12 protein-coding genes, 1 pseudogene and 1 other annotated feature are annotated in these 14,576 nt (G+C 46.7%); of the genes and pseudogenes, 7 read left to right on the forward strand and 6 right to left on the reverse strand.

The genetic code is table 11. The features are described 5' to 3' along the window. Positions 1 to 345 precede the first annotated feature (345 nt). Positions 346 to 975, forward strand: a complete 630-nt coding sequence (vat(I), locus tag J2Z18_RS13985; protein WP_007128133.1) for a streptogramin A O-acetyltransferase Vat(I) — start codon at positions 346 to 348, stop codon at positions 973 to 975. A 47-nt stretch (positions 976 to 1,022) separates the two neighbouring features. Further along, positions 1,023 to 2,138 carry a kanamycin nucleotidyltransferase C-terminal domain-containing protein gene (locus J2Z18_RS13990; RefSeq protein WP_007128132.1) on the forward strand — a complete coding sequence of 372 codons (1,116 nt, stop codon included), beginning with the start codon at positions 1,023 to 1,025 and terminating at the stop codon, positions 2,136 to 2,138. Between the two features lie 33 nt (positions 2,139 to 2,171). Here J2Z18_RS13990 and J2Z18_RS13995 read toward each other — a convergent pair whose 3' ends face one another. Beyond that, on the reverse strand, positions 2,172 to 3,140 hold the full coding sequence (locus J2Z18_RS13995; RefSeq protein WP_040738107.1) for a bile acid:sodium symporter family protein: 969 nt from the start codon (positions 3,138 to 3,140) through the stop codon (positions 2,172 to 2,174). Between the two features lie 232 nt (positions 3,141 to 3,372). Between J2Z18_RS13995 and J2Z18_RS14000 the strand changes: the two genes are divergently transcribed. Continuing rightward, on the forward strand, positions 3,373 to 3,825 hold the full coding sequence (locus J2Z18_RS14000; protein ID WP_007128130.1) for a hypothetical protein: 453 nt from the start codon (positions 3,373 to 3,375) through the stop codon (positions 3,823 to 3,825). An 80-nt stretch (positions 3,826 to 3,905) separates the two neighbouring features. Beyond that, positions 3,906 to 4,147: a binding site (T-box leader), on the forward strand. 46 nt (positions 4,148 to 4,193) lie between these two features. Next, positions 4,194 to 5,867, forward strand: a complete 1,674-nt coding sequence (gltX, locus tag J2Z18_RS14005; protein WP_210094832.1) for a glutamate--tRNA ligase — start codon at positions 4,194 to 4,196, stop codon at positions 5,865 to 5,867. A gap of 69 nt (positions 5,868 to 5,936) precedes the next feature. Here gltX and J2Z18_RS14010 read toward each other — a convergent pair whose 3' ends face one another. Then, entirely contained in the window at positions 5,937 to 6,530 is a 594-nt protein-coding gene (locus J2Z18_RS14010) for a TetR/AcrR family transcriptional regulator (protein WP_210094833.1), read from the reverse strand. Positions 6,531 to 6,686: 156 nt separating this feature from the next. Here J2Z18_RS14010 and J2Z18_RS14015 point away from each other — a divergent pair, with 156 nt between their 5' ends. Beyond that, positions 6,687 to 7,181 (forward strand): hypothetical protein, encoded by a 495-nt coding sequence (locus J2Z18_RS14015; protein WP_210094834.1) that lies wholly within the window; start codon positions 6,687 to 6,689, stop codon positions 7,179 to 7,181. A 198-nt stretch (positions 7,182 to 7,379) separates the two neighbouring features. Here the strand turns inward: J2Z18_RS14015 and J2Z18_RS14020 are convergent, their stop codons facing one another. Next, the gene (locus tag J2Z18_RS14020) at positions 7,380 to 8,870 is read right to left on the reverse strand and encodes a glycoside hydrolase family 43 protein (protein WP_210094835.1); all 1,491 of its coding nucleotides are present in this window, start codon (positions 8,868 to 8,870) and stop codon (positions 7,380 to 7,382) included. A 170-nt stretch (positions 8,871 to 9,040) separates the two neighbouring features. Between J2Z18_RS14020 and J2Z18_RS14025 the strand changes: the two genes are divergently transcribed. Beyond that, the gene (locus J2Z18_RS14025) at positions 9,041 to 9,988 is read left to right on the forward strand and encodes an ArsR/SmtB family transcription factor (protein WP_144872945.1); all 948 of its coding nucleotides are present in this window, start codon (positions 9,041 to 9,043) and stop codon (positions 9,986 to 9,988) included. Between the two features lie 159 nt (positions 9,989 to 10,147). Here the strand turns inward: J2Z18_RS14025 and J2Z18_RS14030 are convergent, their stop codons facing one another. Further along, the gene (locus J2Z18_RS14030; protein ID WP_210094836.1) at positions 10,148 to 11,434 is read right to left on the reverse strand and encodes a glycoside hydrolase family 27 protein; all 1,287 of its coding nucleotides are present in this window, start codon (positions 11,432 to 11,434) and stop codon (positions 10,148 to 10,150) included. Between the two features lie 108 nt (positions 11,435 to 11,542). Next, positions 11,543 to 12,424 carry an AraC family transcriptional regulator gene (locus J2Z18_RS14035; protein ID WP_028406865.1) on the reverse strand — a complete coding sequence of 294 codons (882 nt, stop codon included), beginning with the start codon at positions 12,422 to 12,424 and terminating at the stop codon, positions 11,543 to 11,545. 522 nt (positions 12,425 to 12,946) lie between these two features. On the opposite strand from J2Z18_RS14035, the gene J2Z18_RS14040 reads away from it, so the two are divergent. Then, positions 12,947 to 14,221, forward strand: a complete 1,275-nt coding sequence (locus J2Z18_RS14040; protein WP_210094837.1) for a histidine--tRNA ligase — start codon at positions 12,947 to 12,949, stop codon at positions 14,219 to 14,221. Between the two features lie 192 nt (positions 14,222 to 14,413). On the opposite strand, the pseudogene J2Z18_RS14045 reads toward J2Z18_RS14040, so the two are convergent. Next, positions 14,414 to 14,569: pseudogene (locus J2Z18_RS14045) on the reverse strand (alcohol dehydrogenase); the annotation flags it as partial. Positions 14,570 to 14,576: the final 7 nt, after the last annotated feature.

Below are 14,576 nucleotides of genomic sequence, written 5' to 3' on the forward strand. Positions count from 1 at the left end.
GACTGGGGAACGCAATTGGTAAAAAGGAGTTGATTCCACCTTTAGGGGTATGGTAAATTTATCTTATTCAGTAAAGAAAGGGTGACCACAAGCCGATGATTTACTAATCCTATCCACCAAAGGAAATCTATGTTTTCAGGTTTTCGGGATAGGATTCGTGCGGGCTTTTTTTATATAATCATAAAGAGCGACTGCTTGTTTTGGCTTGCAGTACGTCTTTTGTTTGTATATGTGCCTCCTATCCGATGACCGGAAAGGGGGCTTTTTGTTGTGCGGCCGATTATGGTGTGAAAGATATTAGCGTTCCAGCCGGATCAATTTGCGAAGAGAAAGGATGATGTAACCATGACAGGACCGAATCCAAATGAGAGATATCCAATACCCGGGGATAAGAATCTCCAGTTTATTAAGAACACGATTACCAAACCTAATATTATCGCAGGGGATTATTCCTATTACTATGCGTTAAACGGAGAATCCTTCGAGGATCAAGTTTTGTACCATTATGAGTTCATTGGAACGAAATTATTGATCGGCAAGTTTTGCTCAATCGCTTCTGAAGCTCGTTTTATGATGGATGGTGGGAACCATCGGATGGACGGTTCGACCTTTCCATTTAATATCTTTGGAAACGGTTGGGAGATATTCACTCCATCCTTAGATCAATTGCCGATCAAGGGAGATACGGTCATTGGAAATGACGTATGGATCGGAAGGCGGGCAACAATCATGCCGGGTGTACGGATCGGCGACGGGGCAATCATTGCTGCAGAAGCTGTCGTTGTAAAGGATGTGGAGCCCTATACGATTGTTGGAGGAAATCCTGCACGGGAAATCCGCAAGCGCTATTCCAACGAAGTCATTCAAGAATTATTGGAAATCAAATGGTGGGATTGCGACATCGAAGTCATCAATGAATATATAGGCGCGATTGTAAGCGGTGATATGGAAGTGCTCAGAAAAATGAGACAGTAGGCTTCATGATTGGAATGGAGGAACACGATCCACAAGGAGGTTACAGGATGGTTGATGTTTTTGCCGTAGCCGATATCATCGTCAAGCATATTAAGACCCATTACACGCAGGATGTGGCGATTGTCGGATATTACGGATCCTATTTGCAGGGAAGGGCGACAGAGCGGTCGGATTTAGACTTTTTCTTCATTCCGGCCACGCCTAGAGGAAAACAAGTGGAATTACAGTTTATTATCGACGGGATTAGTTTTGATTTCTGGCCGATCGGATGGGATCGTGCTGAAAGAATGTCAACCTCTGAAGACTGGAGCACGACCATTATCGCGGATTGTGAACTATTGTATGTGCGTTCAGAAGAAGACCTGGCGAGGTTCATGAAACTCCGAGAGACGATATCCTCTATACGGGAGCCGTCCAACACGTTAACAATGATCAACAGAGCTGAGGGAGTCGTGCGTGATTGTTTTACTGGCCTTGTGAAGTTCCAGTTTGCCGGAGAAGCCATGGATTTATCCTTTAGTCGGATATTGGCACATGAAATTGCCGCTAACATTTTTAGAGCTCTTGCATTGTTAAACCAAACTTACTATACACGCATGTGGGGCCATTATCGCGAGCAATTCAGAGACCTCCTAATTAAGCCAGACGAACTGGATCTCTGCCTTGATACAATGATGTTCAGCCAATCTATAGAGGAAATCAAGTCTGCTTGCGAGAAACTGACTTTAGACACGCTTTATCTCATTTCAGAACGAAAAAATAAGCTGGCAGGATTGCGTTCATACCAAGCTTGGATGAAGGGATACTACGAAGAGGAGAAAGGAATGCTTAACAAACTCCTCACCGCTTGCGAAAAAGGCCACTATGAAACCGCATTTTTCGTTGCTGCAGGTATACAGGATAGCTTGGCACGCATGTTGTACGCAGCCGAAACGGGACGCTGGCCGGGTATGTTCGATTTGGGCGAATATCGGGAAATTTACCATCGCTTCGGCTATCCGGATCTCACAGCGCTTCTGGATCCCAAAGATTTCGAACCATTGCGAATAGCTGTCCTGCAGATGATCGAACAATTAGAGAATCACCTTAGAATAGAAGGTGTGGCTTTGAATCAGTTCGACTCGGTTGCTGAATTCGAGTCATTTTATGTGAACAGGGTTTGATTCATGTCTTAGGTCTGAGTCCGACCCGTTCGCCTAAGCTGCATTCGCTTTATTGGAACCTTGCCGCGGCTCCAAGCGGCGACCAATCAGATAGCCAATCATCGAAGCCATCATTTGCTGAAAAATCATCCCAAGGATGACCGGAACTGCAACTGGGGGAGGGAAATAGGTAACAGCCAGTACGGCTCCTGCGCTTATATTTCGCATCCCTCCGTTGAACATGAGAGCTACCTGATCAGCTTTATTCCATCTCAGCAAGCGGGAGCTCAGATAACATAACAGATACCCTGTGGCGGCTAGCAGAATAATGACTAGGGCCATTAAGACAAGCGGCCAGTCAATATTCTTTAAATAAGGGGCAACAACGGAGCCGTTTATGGCTACCACAATAGCCATGAACAGCTTTGAGAAGGGATTCAGCCTGGGTCCCCAAACCGGTGCGATGGCACCTTTGGTCCATTCATTCAATAGCATGCCGAGGAGGGAGGGAACCACGATCATCCAGAACAAGCTGCCCATCATGGCTGCCGAATCCAGATGAATGCTCGTACCGAGCAGAAGTGACATGATTCCCGGAACGATAAAGGGCGCAAGCAGTGTATCAATCAGAATGATGCTCAGCGTAAGCGCGATGTTGCCGCGATAGATCGACACCCAGACGAAGCTCGATATCCCCGTGGGGATCGCGGCAGCCAGCACCATTCCTGTAATGGTATATGCATCTGTCGGATAAACGATATGGCCGAGTCCCAGAGCAACAAGAGGCATGGCAAGATGCAAGATGAACAGACATACAAAGAGAGGAAGCGGCTTGCGAAGAACTCCGACTAAATCCCGGAAGCTGAGGCTGATACTGCCTGAAAACGTCATAAAAGCAAACAGCCACGGGGACAGAAAGGTATAAGGAGAGAGCCAGCTACCGCAGAGCACGCCAAGCAGAATGCTCGAGGGTGTAATCAGGGGCATAATCCGATTCAAGTGTTGATTCAGAACCTGTAGCATAGAAGTAGACATCCTTTTACCATATGATGTTCTATTATACATCTTTAATAGAGTCAGGCGTTCGTTTTTATGGGAAACGATACACATTCGACTTCCTTTCCTCCGCTAATTTCATTCATGATCGTAATATGATGCTGTAGATTGAGCTCTCAATCCGTCTTGAGGCGGTTTTGCAGTAAACCCTCATTCAAGTAACATAACGATAACAACCAAATGGAAGGAATGTGTATTGATGAATAAGAGGATTCCATCTGATATTAAAAAGTCTTATTTGTTGTGGCTTGTTGCAGTTGGAGCGGGGGTATTCGAGATGGCTATAGCTGTCACTCAAATGCTATCAAGCGGATCAGAAGCCGGGATGGGCATTATGATTCAAGTGGGAATCAGAAGCCTTATTTTTGCCGCACTCGTATATGTTATTGTTAAAATGCAACGAGGAAAACAGTGGGCCCGGATCGTCTTAACCATTCTTCTAGGGGGGATTGGAACGGTTAGCTTATTAATGGACCCAATCCAATGGTTAATGGAAGGAAATTCGCTGGATACGGCCTTAACGGGGATGACGGTATCCTCCACTTTGTTTGGAATAAGTCGAATCGTTCATTTGGCCTCTGTAATTGCTGCATTAATCTTTATGTATCGGCCGTCAGCGAATAAATACTTCAGTTCTTTCGCAGGTGCATAGTTAACGGTCACAGATTCGAATCGATTCTTGACAACGTGGTCATCATAAATTATTGTATTAGCAATGACATCCACATATTGTAAAATGCAGGGAAGAGGAAGAGTAGTTAATCCCTCGAATCTTAGAGAGCCCATGCCGGTGAGAATGGGTATTCGAGCTTAATGAAGGAAGCCTTGGAGCAGTAGACCGAAAATAACGGGAGTAGGTCTATCGGGGATTTCCCGTTAACGAAATATGCGGCAACATCATGGATTGCTGCATAATGAGCGGGTGTATAACCAATTTAGGTGGTAACGCGGAAGCAAAGCCTTTCGTCCTTTAACAGGATGAGGGGCTTTTTTTTTATTGAACCATGAGGGGGATAAAAGATGTCAAATGAGAATATGGCAGAACTGTTGTTTCCGGATGTCAAGCAGTTACCAACAGATATGGACTCCCTATATCCGCCGAGAAATCTGCCTGCATCGGCTATGGTGACGCGTTTTGCACCGAGCCCAACGGGTTCATTGAATATTGGCGGGCTTTACGCAGCTCTCATATCGGAACGATTAGCTCACCAAAGCAATGGAGTTTTTATCCTGCGGATCGAAGACACCGATAAGAAACGAGAAGTACAGGGCAGCGTGGAAGACATGATCCATTCATTGTTATCCTTCGGGATTCATTTTGATGAGGGACCTGATCTTTCAGGTGTCGATCAAGGGGCATACGGACCTTATAAACAGAGCGAGCGTATCCAAATTTATAAGGTTTTTATGAAGCACTTGGTGCGGCATGGATTGGCTTATCCTTGCTTCTGTGATCCGGGTGATTTACAAAAGATAAGAATAACCCAGCAAAAGTTAAAAGTAACAACAGGATATTATGGCAGCTGGGCTAAACATCGGGATCTCACCTGTGAGCAAGCCAAAGAGGAGATTGTAAAGGGCAAATCGTTTGTGCTCCGGCTTCGATCTTCAGGTTCACTAGACAGGAGGATCATGTACAATGATTTGGTGAAAGGCCCGATAGAGTTACCCGAAAATGAGCAAGATATTGTGATCATGAAAACGGATGGTTTACCAACCTATCACTTTGCTCATGCCATCGATGATTATCTGATGGGTACAACCCATGTCATTCGGGGCGATGAATGGCTTTCCTCAGTCCCTGTCCACATTCAGCTGTTTGAAACCCTGGGATTTAGAGCACCGGAATATGGACATATTGCTCCAATCATGAAGCAAGTCGGAGCTTCTAAACGGAAGTTCAGTAAACGTAAGGATCTTGATGGTACCGCTGCGTATTACCAAGAACAAGGATACCCCGGATTTGCAATAAGCGAATACTTTATGACTCTCATTAATTCTGACTTTGAAGAATGGAGGAAGGGGAACCCGCATCCCTCATTTAGAGACTTTTCAATCGATACGGACAAAATGAATGCCAGCGGTGCCTTGTTAGACATGAATAAACTTAGCGATATCAGCAAGGATGTGATCTCAAAGCTTACGGGTAAACAAATGTTTGACCATTTGTCCACTTGGTCTAAGGAATTTGATCCCGAGCTATACACATTAATCGAGAAGAACCAGGAATACACCGTTCAAATTCTAAACATGGGTCGAACCATCGAGAAGCCAAGAAAAGATTATGCCAAGTGGTCAGATGTAAAGATAAAAATTGCTTTCTTTTATGACGAATGGTTTGAAAAGGATGTCTTGAGCGGCTATAAGTTACCTGCCAGTATAAGTATAGATGCTGCGAAAGAAATTGTACGAGGTTTCAGCAAATCGCATAGGTTTAATCATGACAAGGATGGGTTCGAAACCTTGAAAGAGCTTGCTGCTGAACTCGGATATGCAAAGGACATGAAGCAATATAGAGGCGATCCTAACCGGTACAAGGGGCATGTTGGTGATGTCGCGATGGTCATTAGGGTCGTTTTAACCAATAGAACCCATACACCTGATTTGTTTGAAATGATGAAAGTCATGGGCGAGAATCGGGTTCTTGCACGAATGCAGAGATTTATGTTGTCATCGGAGTTTAAAGGGAAATGACCGGTCGAGCCGCCGGTCATTTTTTCGTTTAGGACGAGATGAAAAGACCGGCCATTTCCAGGCGGGATATCAGCAGGAGGGCTTGACCAGGAAACCATAAAATACGATCTCCATCAATTCACGCGTCTGTCGTGCAGCTTCTTCGCTTCCGTCGAAACGTTTGATTTTGGCGCTGACCTCCTTCAGGATCGTGAAGTACAACAGGATCGTTTCCGATGAGACCCCCGGGTTTACGTAACCTTCATCCCGGCCGGATTCGATGAAGCTAATGAGCTCCGGTTCATATTTCCGGTAGATGTTTTCCACTGCAGTTACAATTTCTGGATCGTTCGAAAGTAACGGTTCCAGCAATTCAGGTGCCACGTTTTCCGCCATCTCCGTGGTGGAGAAGAACATCTTTTCAATTTTTTCATGAAACGGCAGGTTGCTTTGCAACAAGACGATGCGCTGCTGCCACGCTTCTTCAAGCATCGTTATGATTACATGCCGCACAAGCTGAGGCTTGGTTCCGAAATAATTATAAATAGTTACAGGGGACACTTCCGCATGCTTGGCAATTTGGGCAAGACTTACCTTCTCGACCCCCCATTTATTAAATAACTCCAGCGCCGCTTTACGAATACGTTCCTTTTTCATCTCTGTACGGGCTTGATATCCGTTCATTCTTAGTGCACCTCCATGCTTAGCATACGCAATGTTTTGAATGAAAACAAGTAAAATCATTCAAAATATATTGACGTCATGTAATTTTGTGGATAAATTGAATGTATTGAATGGTTTTAATTCAAAACACACAAAAGTGGAAAGGTGAATAAGAACATGATGATCCAGGAATGGCTAGATTGGGCGTTTCAGCGCCACTTAAACCCTCTAAGCTGGTATATCCGCCCTATTTTCCTTGTAATTCTGGCTTTTTACGCTTACAAACGCAGTTGGAAAGGGATCCTGATTACTTTTATTCTGATGATGAGCAGCATGGTTTGGTTCCCGGCTCCGGATACGATCAATCCGCAAATGCAAACCGTCTTGGAATATGAAAAGATGCTGTTAAGCGATCCAGTTACGGCCGTGATCACTTTAACGTTAATGATGGCATTCGTCGTTGCGATTGGTACTGCATTTTGGAAGCATTCTTTGAAAATGGGTTTGGTCATTCTGAATCTAGCGTTAATCGGAAAAGTCGTCCTGAGCGTTACGTTGACCGGGAAGGACGGTTGGGCGCCTTTGGGAAATACGATTTTCGGGCTCATATTGGTCAACGGGATCGGATGGCTTTTGGTGCGACGGGTGAAGAACAAAGGTTTTGCCTCTTGACCCTTGTCAAGAAAGCGACTAGGGTACTGATGCATGATGATGAAAAGCACTGAGAGGTATCTCCGGCTTTTACATCATCCTCTCAGATAGCGACTTTCATAAACGGTACAGAACATAGTCACAATGAAAGCCGGTACCCAGGTTAATCCTGAGTAACCGGCTCTCTATTTGTCTAGACAAACCGATCAAGTGGAACTTTTAAAAATAATCGCAAGTAAACCGTGAAAACTCGGCCATGGAGCCTTCTCCAAAGGCATATAAACCGATGAGTACGCCTGTAAATCCTCCCGCAACCTCAGAGGAAAGGTATCTGGTTTGCGCCGTTCCTAATTGTATCTCCTTGCCGTTAGCGTGAATGAAGAAGCTGTAGCGCTCATGACTTGCCCGTATTTTCAAAGTTGCATGGTTGACATTACCCAGCTCTACTTGAGCTTCAATGGATTTAATATCACCGATATTCAGCCGCTCGATCACTTTATAACCGTTATCCTCTTTACTTAAGGCTAAATCGTAATGATGATGTTCATCCATATAGAGCGTGATGCCGGCTTCTCCGCTTGTAAGCTGCACATCGCATGAGATTTCGGCGTTGAAGTCTCTTTGACGAATGCCGATAAACGTCGGGGACTCCGGCACATCCAAACTCACTGCGGTCCCTTTTAGCTGTGCTTTATCGATTTCTAACCGATAGTTCTCAAGAGCGGGATGGCGCAGGAAGCACCAGTCCAGATTCCAATCCGTGTTCTCGAACGTAAAGGTTTTTTTCTCCCGCTGGATGACATGACTGGGGATCCGATCGGTTTCAAAACTCGTAAGGACGGTGCCGTTATGTCCTGCCGTAAACCAGCCATCCTCGCCAAACGTTACCGGCGTAAGGAAAACTTCGCGGCCTAGATGATGATAGGTAAGCCATTGGCCGATTTGACGGAAACCCAGGTGGAGCATCCACCAATTTCCGTCGTTATCTTGAATCAGATCGCCATGGCCAACTCCCTGCAGCTCATAACCACCCAGATTGCGATTGGTCAATACGGGATTGTTCGGATAGGCTTCGAACGGGCCAGAGATCGAATCCGCCCGTGCATAAGTCACCATATGTCCGTATTCTGTGCCGCCTTCAGCCGCCATGAGGTAATACCGGCCGTTTATTTTATACATATGAGGGCTTTCCAAATAGCGTCCGCCTGTCCCTTGCCATATGGAACGACTCTGCGACAGCTTGTCGCCTGTTTCAATGTCAATTTCACACTGTACGATTCCGCCAATCCCGTTATCGTCCTTCCCGTTGCTCATAAAGAACACTTTTCCGTCTTCAAAATACAAATCGGGATCGATCCCCCCTTGATCTACATGAATCGGTTCGGACCATTCACCGTAAATATCGTCCGTCCATACATAGAAGTTTTGACGTGTAGTGTCGTTGGTAGTGGTCATATAGAATCTTCCGTTGTGATGCCGGATCGTAGGGGCGAAGACGCCGCCGGAACTGCTTACCTTGCCGAGCTGAACTTGACTCTCTCTGGTTAGGCAATGACCGATTTGCTTCCAGTTGATCAGGTCCTTGCTCTCGAAAATCGGAACACCGGGGAAGTATTGAAAGGAACTGCATACTAGATAATATGTATCTTCAACTTTGCATACACTGGGGTCAGGATAGAAGCCTTTGATGAGCGGGTTATTGTATTTCATTGGTGCACCTCTTTCATAAATTCACATGTATATAAATCTAACAGGATGAGCAGCTAATGAAATTAAACACCATGGATTAAAGTCTTGCAATGGATTCGGTTTGAAGATGCATGTTAAATCCATTAAATTAATATATATGTGAATCCAATAGAAGCGGTGAGGAGATTATGATGATCATCAAAGCAAACGGGGAACCGAAATTTATGCCGTTGTATGAAGCTTTAGCCAGCGAGGTCAGATGGAGCATCATGAGCCTCATTGCCGATCACGAGATGAATGTGAAGGATATTGCCAATCGATTGGAACTCAGTCCATCTATCGTCACCATGCATATCCGAAAACTCGAACAAGCCGGACTCATCGGAAGTCGGAGGGTCCGGCAGGGCGGGGGGACGCACAAAATGTGTTTTCTCAAACAAAAAACCATCGAGATTGAGCTGCCTTTTGCCAGCGAGCCCGCGAGAATCAGAGAGCAGCGGATCTCAGTCGGTCATTACACCGCTTTTGAGGTCCATCCGACTTGCGGGCTAGGTACACGCGAGAAAGAAATCGGAGTTTGGGACGATCCGCGCTACTTTCTAGATCCCGAACGGGTACACGCCGCCATTCTGTGGTTTGGCTGGGGCTTTGTAGAATACAAAATGCCTAACTTTTTGCTGGCTGATCAAACCGCGGAAGCGATTGAAATCTCCATGGAGATTGCTTCGGAAGCTCCAGGCTTAAGAGATTATTGGCCATCGGATATTGAATTCACCTTCAACGGGATCTCCCTTGGCACATGGACGAGTCCGGCTGATTTCGGAAGAGCGGCCCGGGGGAGATTTACACCTGAATGGTGGCATCGAAACGTGAATCAATACGGGTTATTGAAGACGATCCGGATTGATGCATCGGGTACGTACATGGATCAAGAACGGATGTCGGAGGTGACCCTGGGGGATCTCAAGCTGTGGGAACCGTTCTGGACACTTCGCTTCGCGGTGGATGAGCATGCGGTTAATGTAGGGGGATTGACGCTCTACGGAGCCGGATTCGGCAATCACGATCAAGACATCGTGATTCGTGCATACCTTAACGATGACCATAAAATCAGCAACAGGACGGGAGTTATGCTTTGAATATCGTTGAGACTTAGAGGATAAAAAGAGATCCGTCTCATCGCGGACGGATCTCTTGGTTAAAAAATTGAAAGGATAACTTCGGAACATCAGCAGCCTGATACCGCAATGAAGCTATCGGTGAACGCGGTCTGGCTCATTGAAGAATACGTCGTGATGCTATGAATAAAAGAACCGATAAAGGCGTACCCCATGTGGCGGCACCGTGGCCTGCAGCACATCTGACGCAAGCTCGGCTGGCGCTCCGCTCCACAGCTCGGTGCCTGAGGCGGCGCCCGTCAGGCCGATCCGTTCAAGGATCAGATTCAATGGCAGCGGATTCTCTCCAATGTTGAATACGGCCGCATAGCGGGAGCCCTCCGGCTCTTCGGATGTCCAGACTATGAGATCGCCCTCACGTAATGCTTCCTTCGCGCCGCGGCTCTCCCGGTGCATGCGCAGAACCTCTCGGTTAGTAAGCAGCGACAACGTCCAGTCGTCGCAATCCCGCAACTCGCCGCCGAATATAAGTGGCGAGCGGAAAATGCTCCATAGCGACATCATGGTCAACTGTTCGTCGCGCGTGAAGCGGGTCCAGCGGTCTGATCCCCCGCCATCCACCGAGCGAATGCCGATGTGACCGAGCGGTAGCATGTCGCAGTCCGGCCAGCAGCCACCTTGAGGAACGCCTTGCCATGCCCGGCAGCGGTCAAACATATCAAGCAAGAGCGGCCACCGGTCCCAGAAGTCGTCCGTGATTCGCCACATGTTGGCATGCTCTGCGAAGAACGGCGAATATTCCACTGGAGCAGGGCCAGGGGATAGACTAAGCACCATAGGCCGGCCGCATCGCTCGATCGCTTTAGAGATCATGGCGATCTCCGGCTGATGGGTATCGTACAGTTTGGAAGCTGCGATATCGTCAACCTTCACCAGGTCTACGCCCCATTCTGCATACAATTCAAAGAGCGAATCGTAGTAGGCCTGTGCTCCTTCCTTGGAGGCATCCACGCCGTACATATCCGTATTCCATGGGCAGATCGAATTCGTATGCGCAATATCACGTGCCGTTGCCGTCGTCCCCAGAATCGGAGCGGCCGCGTGAACAGCCTGCCGGGGAATGCCGCGCATGATGTGAATGCCGAATTGCAGTCCAAGACTGTGTACATAATCGGCTAACGGTTTGAAGCCTTGACCGCCAGCAGCGGAGGGGAACCGATTCTCGGCAGGCATGAGCCGGGAATATCCATCCATTACGAGCGGAACAAACGGACGGTACTGCGAAGAATTCGCATAGGGCTCGTACCACTGGATATCAACGGTGATGTAGCTCCAGCCGAATGCCTTTAGATGCTTCGCCATGTATTCCGCATTGCCTCGAATCTCGTCTTCCGTTACGGCCGCGCCGTAGCAGTCCCAACTGTTCCAGCCAAGCGGCGGTGTAGGTGCTGCAAGCTTATGATCCATGTCCAAGCTCCTTTACTGATTCATTATTGCTCTTTCCATGTTCATCATAATAAAGGAGCCTAGCCACATCTATAGTAATTTTGAAGACTCGATAGCAGAATATTGCGGTTAATCGAAGAACAGCTTACGATAAGCAAGGCTGTCGACTCCGCTTCGAAATTCTCCCGGCGTGAGCCCCGTCAAGTTGCGAAACGCTTTAATGAAATAACTACCGCTGGAATAACCAATCCGCTCGGCGATGGTCTCCAGGCTAAGGCCGGTTCCCCGAAGCAGCTCCATGGCTTTTTCGGTGCGGATACGAGTTAAATAAGCGCCGGGCGTCATGCCCGTGCTTGCGGAAAACCGGCGGATCAAATGGTATTTGGATAGGGATACATGCTCAGAAAGCTGGTCGATGCTGATCATCCGTGAATAGTTGAGCTCGATGAATTCAGCTGCGCGCCTTACGTTCTCCGGCCAGTTCTCCCGGTTCCGCAGCGTTGTGACGTGCATTCTGGTCAGTTCTGTCATAAACTGATAGACGCAAGACGACGCGATCAGGGGATCGGAGATTCGGCCTGCTCCCGCATCGGCCACAATGATGCGAGATAAGCGGACTGGCGCACTATCTACAGGCAGATAAGGTACTTCCCCGGCCTCGCGCAGGAATCTGCGCCAATGGGGGAGAATGAGATTGGGCCGGAACAGCAAGAAGATGAATTCCCAAGGCTCGTTCGACTCCGCGGGGTAGTAGTATCGATGGGGGCCCGGAATTTCGGCGAGAAAAGCCTGTCCGGCGGTGACGCGGTGCGTCCGGTTCCCGGATTCATATACGCCTTCGCCAGAGAGGGTATATTGGAACAGCAGGAGAGGGCCATCGGCCCGCTCCAGTCCGTCCCAGCGATAAGAAGAAGTTGTGATCGAATCATAGCCGGCAGCAAATAATACGCACAACTGGAGCTCCTTATCTTCGGCGAACCGAAAGCCGTAAGTACCCTTGGGAATGTCCATAATCGTCCTCCTCGCAGGAATGATGCAATAATAGTTAGAGCCGTGTGTAAAGAATTTGATCCGCGTCCCGATTGAATTGTATAACGATCTTGATTCAGTATAAAATCCTATCGGATTTGGATTAAACTGTACCTCAAATGCGATTTTATTATAAATGATAAATGCTGAGAAAGCAGGGCGATGGACAGTGCTTCTTTTTGGCGGTAATTGGGGTATAAGCAGGAGGAGTTTGATTCGTTAGCCGATAAGATGATTGGAAAGGTTAATCGGCGCGTTGAATGTCCTTGCATGAGGCGTAAGAGTCTGTTATAGTTTCCATTATCAAGGATATCGGAAGGAGATCGACCATGTATCCCATCATGATGAATCAACTTCATCATCACAAACAGCGTTAGCACACCTGTAAAATAACAGGGTGGGCTAACGCTTCTCGCGTTGGCCTCCCTGCGGCATATCAAGCGCGCAGGACCATGAGGTCCGGCGCGTTTTTTGTTTTCCAAAAAAAGAAAGGGGAATGAAGTTATGCAAAATGTAAAAGGTACCTATGATTACTTTGGAGTGGAGCAAGCGATCCGAAAGAAAGTTCAAGCTTCGCTCCAGGAAATATTCGAGTTGTATGATTTTGAAGGAATGGACACTTCGGTATTGAATGAGCTCGATCTTTTGAGATCGAAATATGCGGGTGGAGATGAAATATTAAAAGAAATGTACCAATTAACTGACCAAGGAAAGCGCAGCCTCGGGCTCCGTTATGACCTCACGATTCCCTTTGCTAAAGTGATTGCGCTTAACCCAGGCATTGAGCTTCCGTACAAAAGATACGAAATCGGAAAAGTTTTTAGGGATGGACCCGTCAAACGTGGACGCTTACGCGAATTTATACAGTGTGATGTCGATGTTGTGGGTGTAGAGGGCCCCGAGGCAGAAGCAGAATTAATGCAATTAGCCGCTGAGGCGTTTAATAGATTGGAAATCCCCATAGTTCTCCGATGGAACAACAGAAGGTATTTGGGCGAAGTTCTTGAATCCATTGGCATTCCTTCAGAAAAAAAACTTACCGTTATGTTGACTCTCGATAAAATAAAGAAAGTCGGGAAGGAGGATATTGTCACGGAGCTCGAAAGCAAAGGCTTGGATATCCGAATAATCGATGAAATATTGGGGTTAATTGATACAGAAAACCCGACGTTTGAACAAATATCATGCAAATATGGTATACAGAAATATCCAGGCGCCTTAGAGGTGATGGCTCTCCAGGAGCTTATTGTGAAACTCGATTTAGAGCAAATATGCAAATTTGATCCATTTCTTTCACGTGGATTATCATTTTATACAGGCACGGTTTATGAGATTTTTGATGCATCTGATTCATTTACTTCAAGCTTAGGTGGGGGCGGCAGATATGATTCCATCATCGGTCAGTTAGTTGGCAAACAGGACATTCAATATCCCACTGTAGGACTTTCATTCGGGATGGAGTCGATCATTGAGATGATGAGTACCCGAACCAGTCAAATACAGCCTCCTTCTGTCGTTGTCATACCCATTGGGGATACCATCGCTGAGACTCTAAAAGTATCAGCTGAACTAAGAAAAAGTGGCATACGGGCACGGATAGACACAAGCAAACGAAAATTGAAAAAATCACTTGCAAGTGCCTCATCCAAAGGTATTCCTTATGTGATTTTAATTGGCGAGAATGAAGCTTTGGCTGGTAATCTGCGATTAAAAGATATGAATGAAATGACTGAAACTGTTGTAAATGTCTCAGAAGCAATAGGCTTATTGAAATATTGAATATGAATGGCTGGTCACCAAATGGGGCCGGCCGTTTTTAAACATGGAAGGTACGAAAAATGCTGCGTACCAAGAACGTTGCAACATTGAAGTCTCTAAATACCTCCTGTCTTCAAACAAAATGCCCCCAAGAAGCTTGGGGGCATTTTTAATAATAAGGATATGAGAGAGTTAAGTTAACACATCCATTTCTCACATCGTGCTAATGTCAATGACGAATCGATACTTTACGTCTGAAGCTAATACACGTTCGTAGGCTTCATCAATTTGGTCCGCTGAGATCACTTCGATCTTAGGAGAAATGTTATGCTTGGCACAGAACTCTAACATTTCCTGAGTCTCTTGAATTTGGACG

Origin of the sequence: Paenibacillus lactis (genome assembly GCF_017873605.1) — a bacterium.
Taxonomy (GTDB): Bacteria; Bacillota; Bacilli; order Paenibacillales; family Paenibacillaceae; genus Paenibacillus_AQ; species Paenibacillus_AQ lactis.

Coding starts and splice junctions, on each gene's coding strand:
- J2Z18_RS13990 (WP_007128132.1), top strand. CDS start 1,023: ATGGTTGATGTTTTTGCCGTAGCCGATATCATCGTCAAGCATATTAAG.
- J2Z18_RS13995 (WP_040738107.1), bottom strand. CDS start 3,140: ATGCTACAGGTTCTGAATCAACACTTGAATCGGATTATGCCCCTGATT.
- J2Z18_RS14000 (WP_007128130.1), top strand. CDS start 3,373: ATGAATAAGAGGATTCCATCTGATATTAAAAAGTCTTATTTGTTGTGG.
- gltX (WP_210094832.1), top strand. CDS start 4,194: ATGTCAAATGAGAATATGGCAGAACTGTTGTTTCCGGATGTCAAGCAG.
- J2Z18_RS14010 (WP_210094833.1), bottom strand. CDS start 6,530: ATGAACGGATATCAAGCCCGTACAGAGATGAAAAAGGAACGTATTCGT.
- J2Z18_RS14015 (WP_210094834.1), top strand. CDS start 6,687: ATGATGATCCAGGAATGGCTAGATTGGGCGTTTCAGCGCCACTTAAAC.
- J2Z18_RS14020 (WP_210094835.1), bottom strand. CDS start 8,870: ATGAAATACAATAACCCGCTCATCAAAGGCTTCTATCCTGACCCCAGT.
- J2Z18_RS14025 (WP_144872945.1), top strand. CDS start 9,041: ATGATCATCAAAGCAAACGGGGAACCGAAATTTATGCCGTTGTATGAA.
- J2Z18_RS14030 (WP_210094836.1), bottom strand. CDS start 11,434: ATGGATCATAAGCTTGCAGCACCTACACCGCCGCTTGGCTGGAACAGT.
- J2Z18_RS14035 (WP_028406865.1), bottom strand. CDS start 12,424: ATGGACATTCCCAAGGGTACTTACGGCTTTCGGTTCGCCGAAGATAAG.
- J2Z18_RS14040 (WP_210094837.1), top strand. CDS start 12,947: ATGCAAAATGTAAAAGGTACCTATGATTACTTTGGAGTGGAGCAAGCG.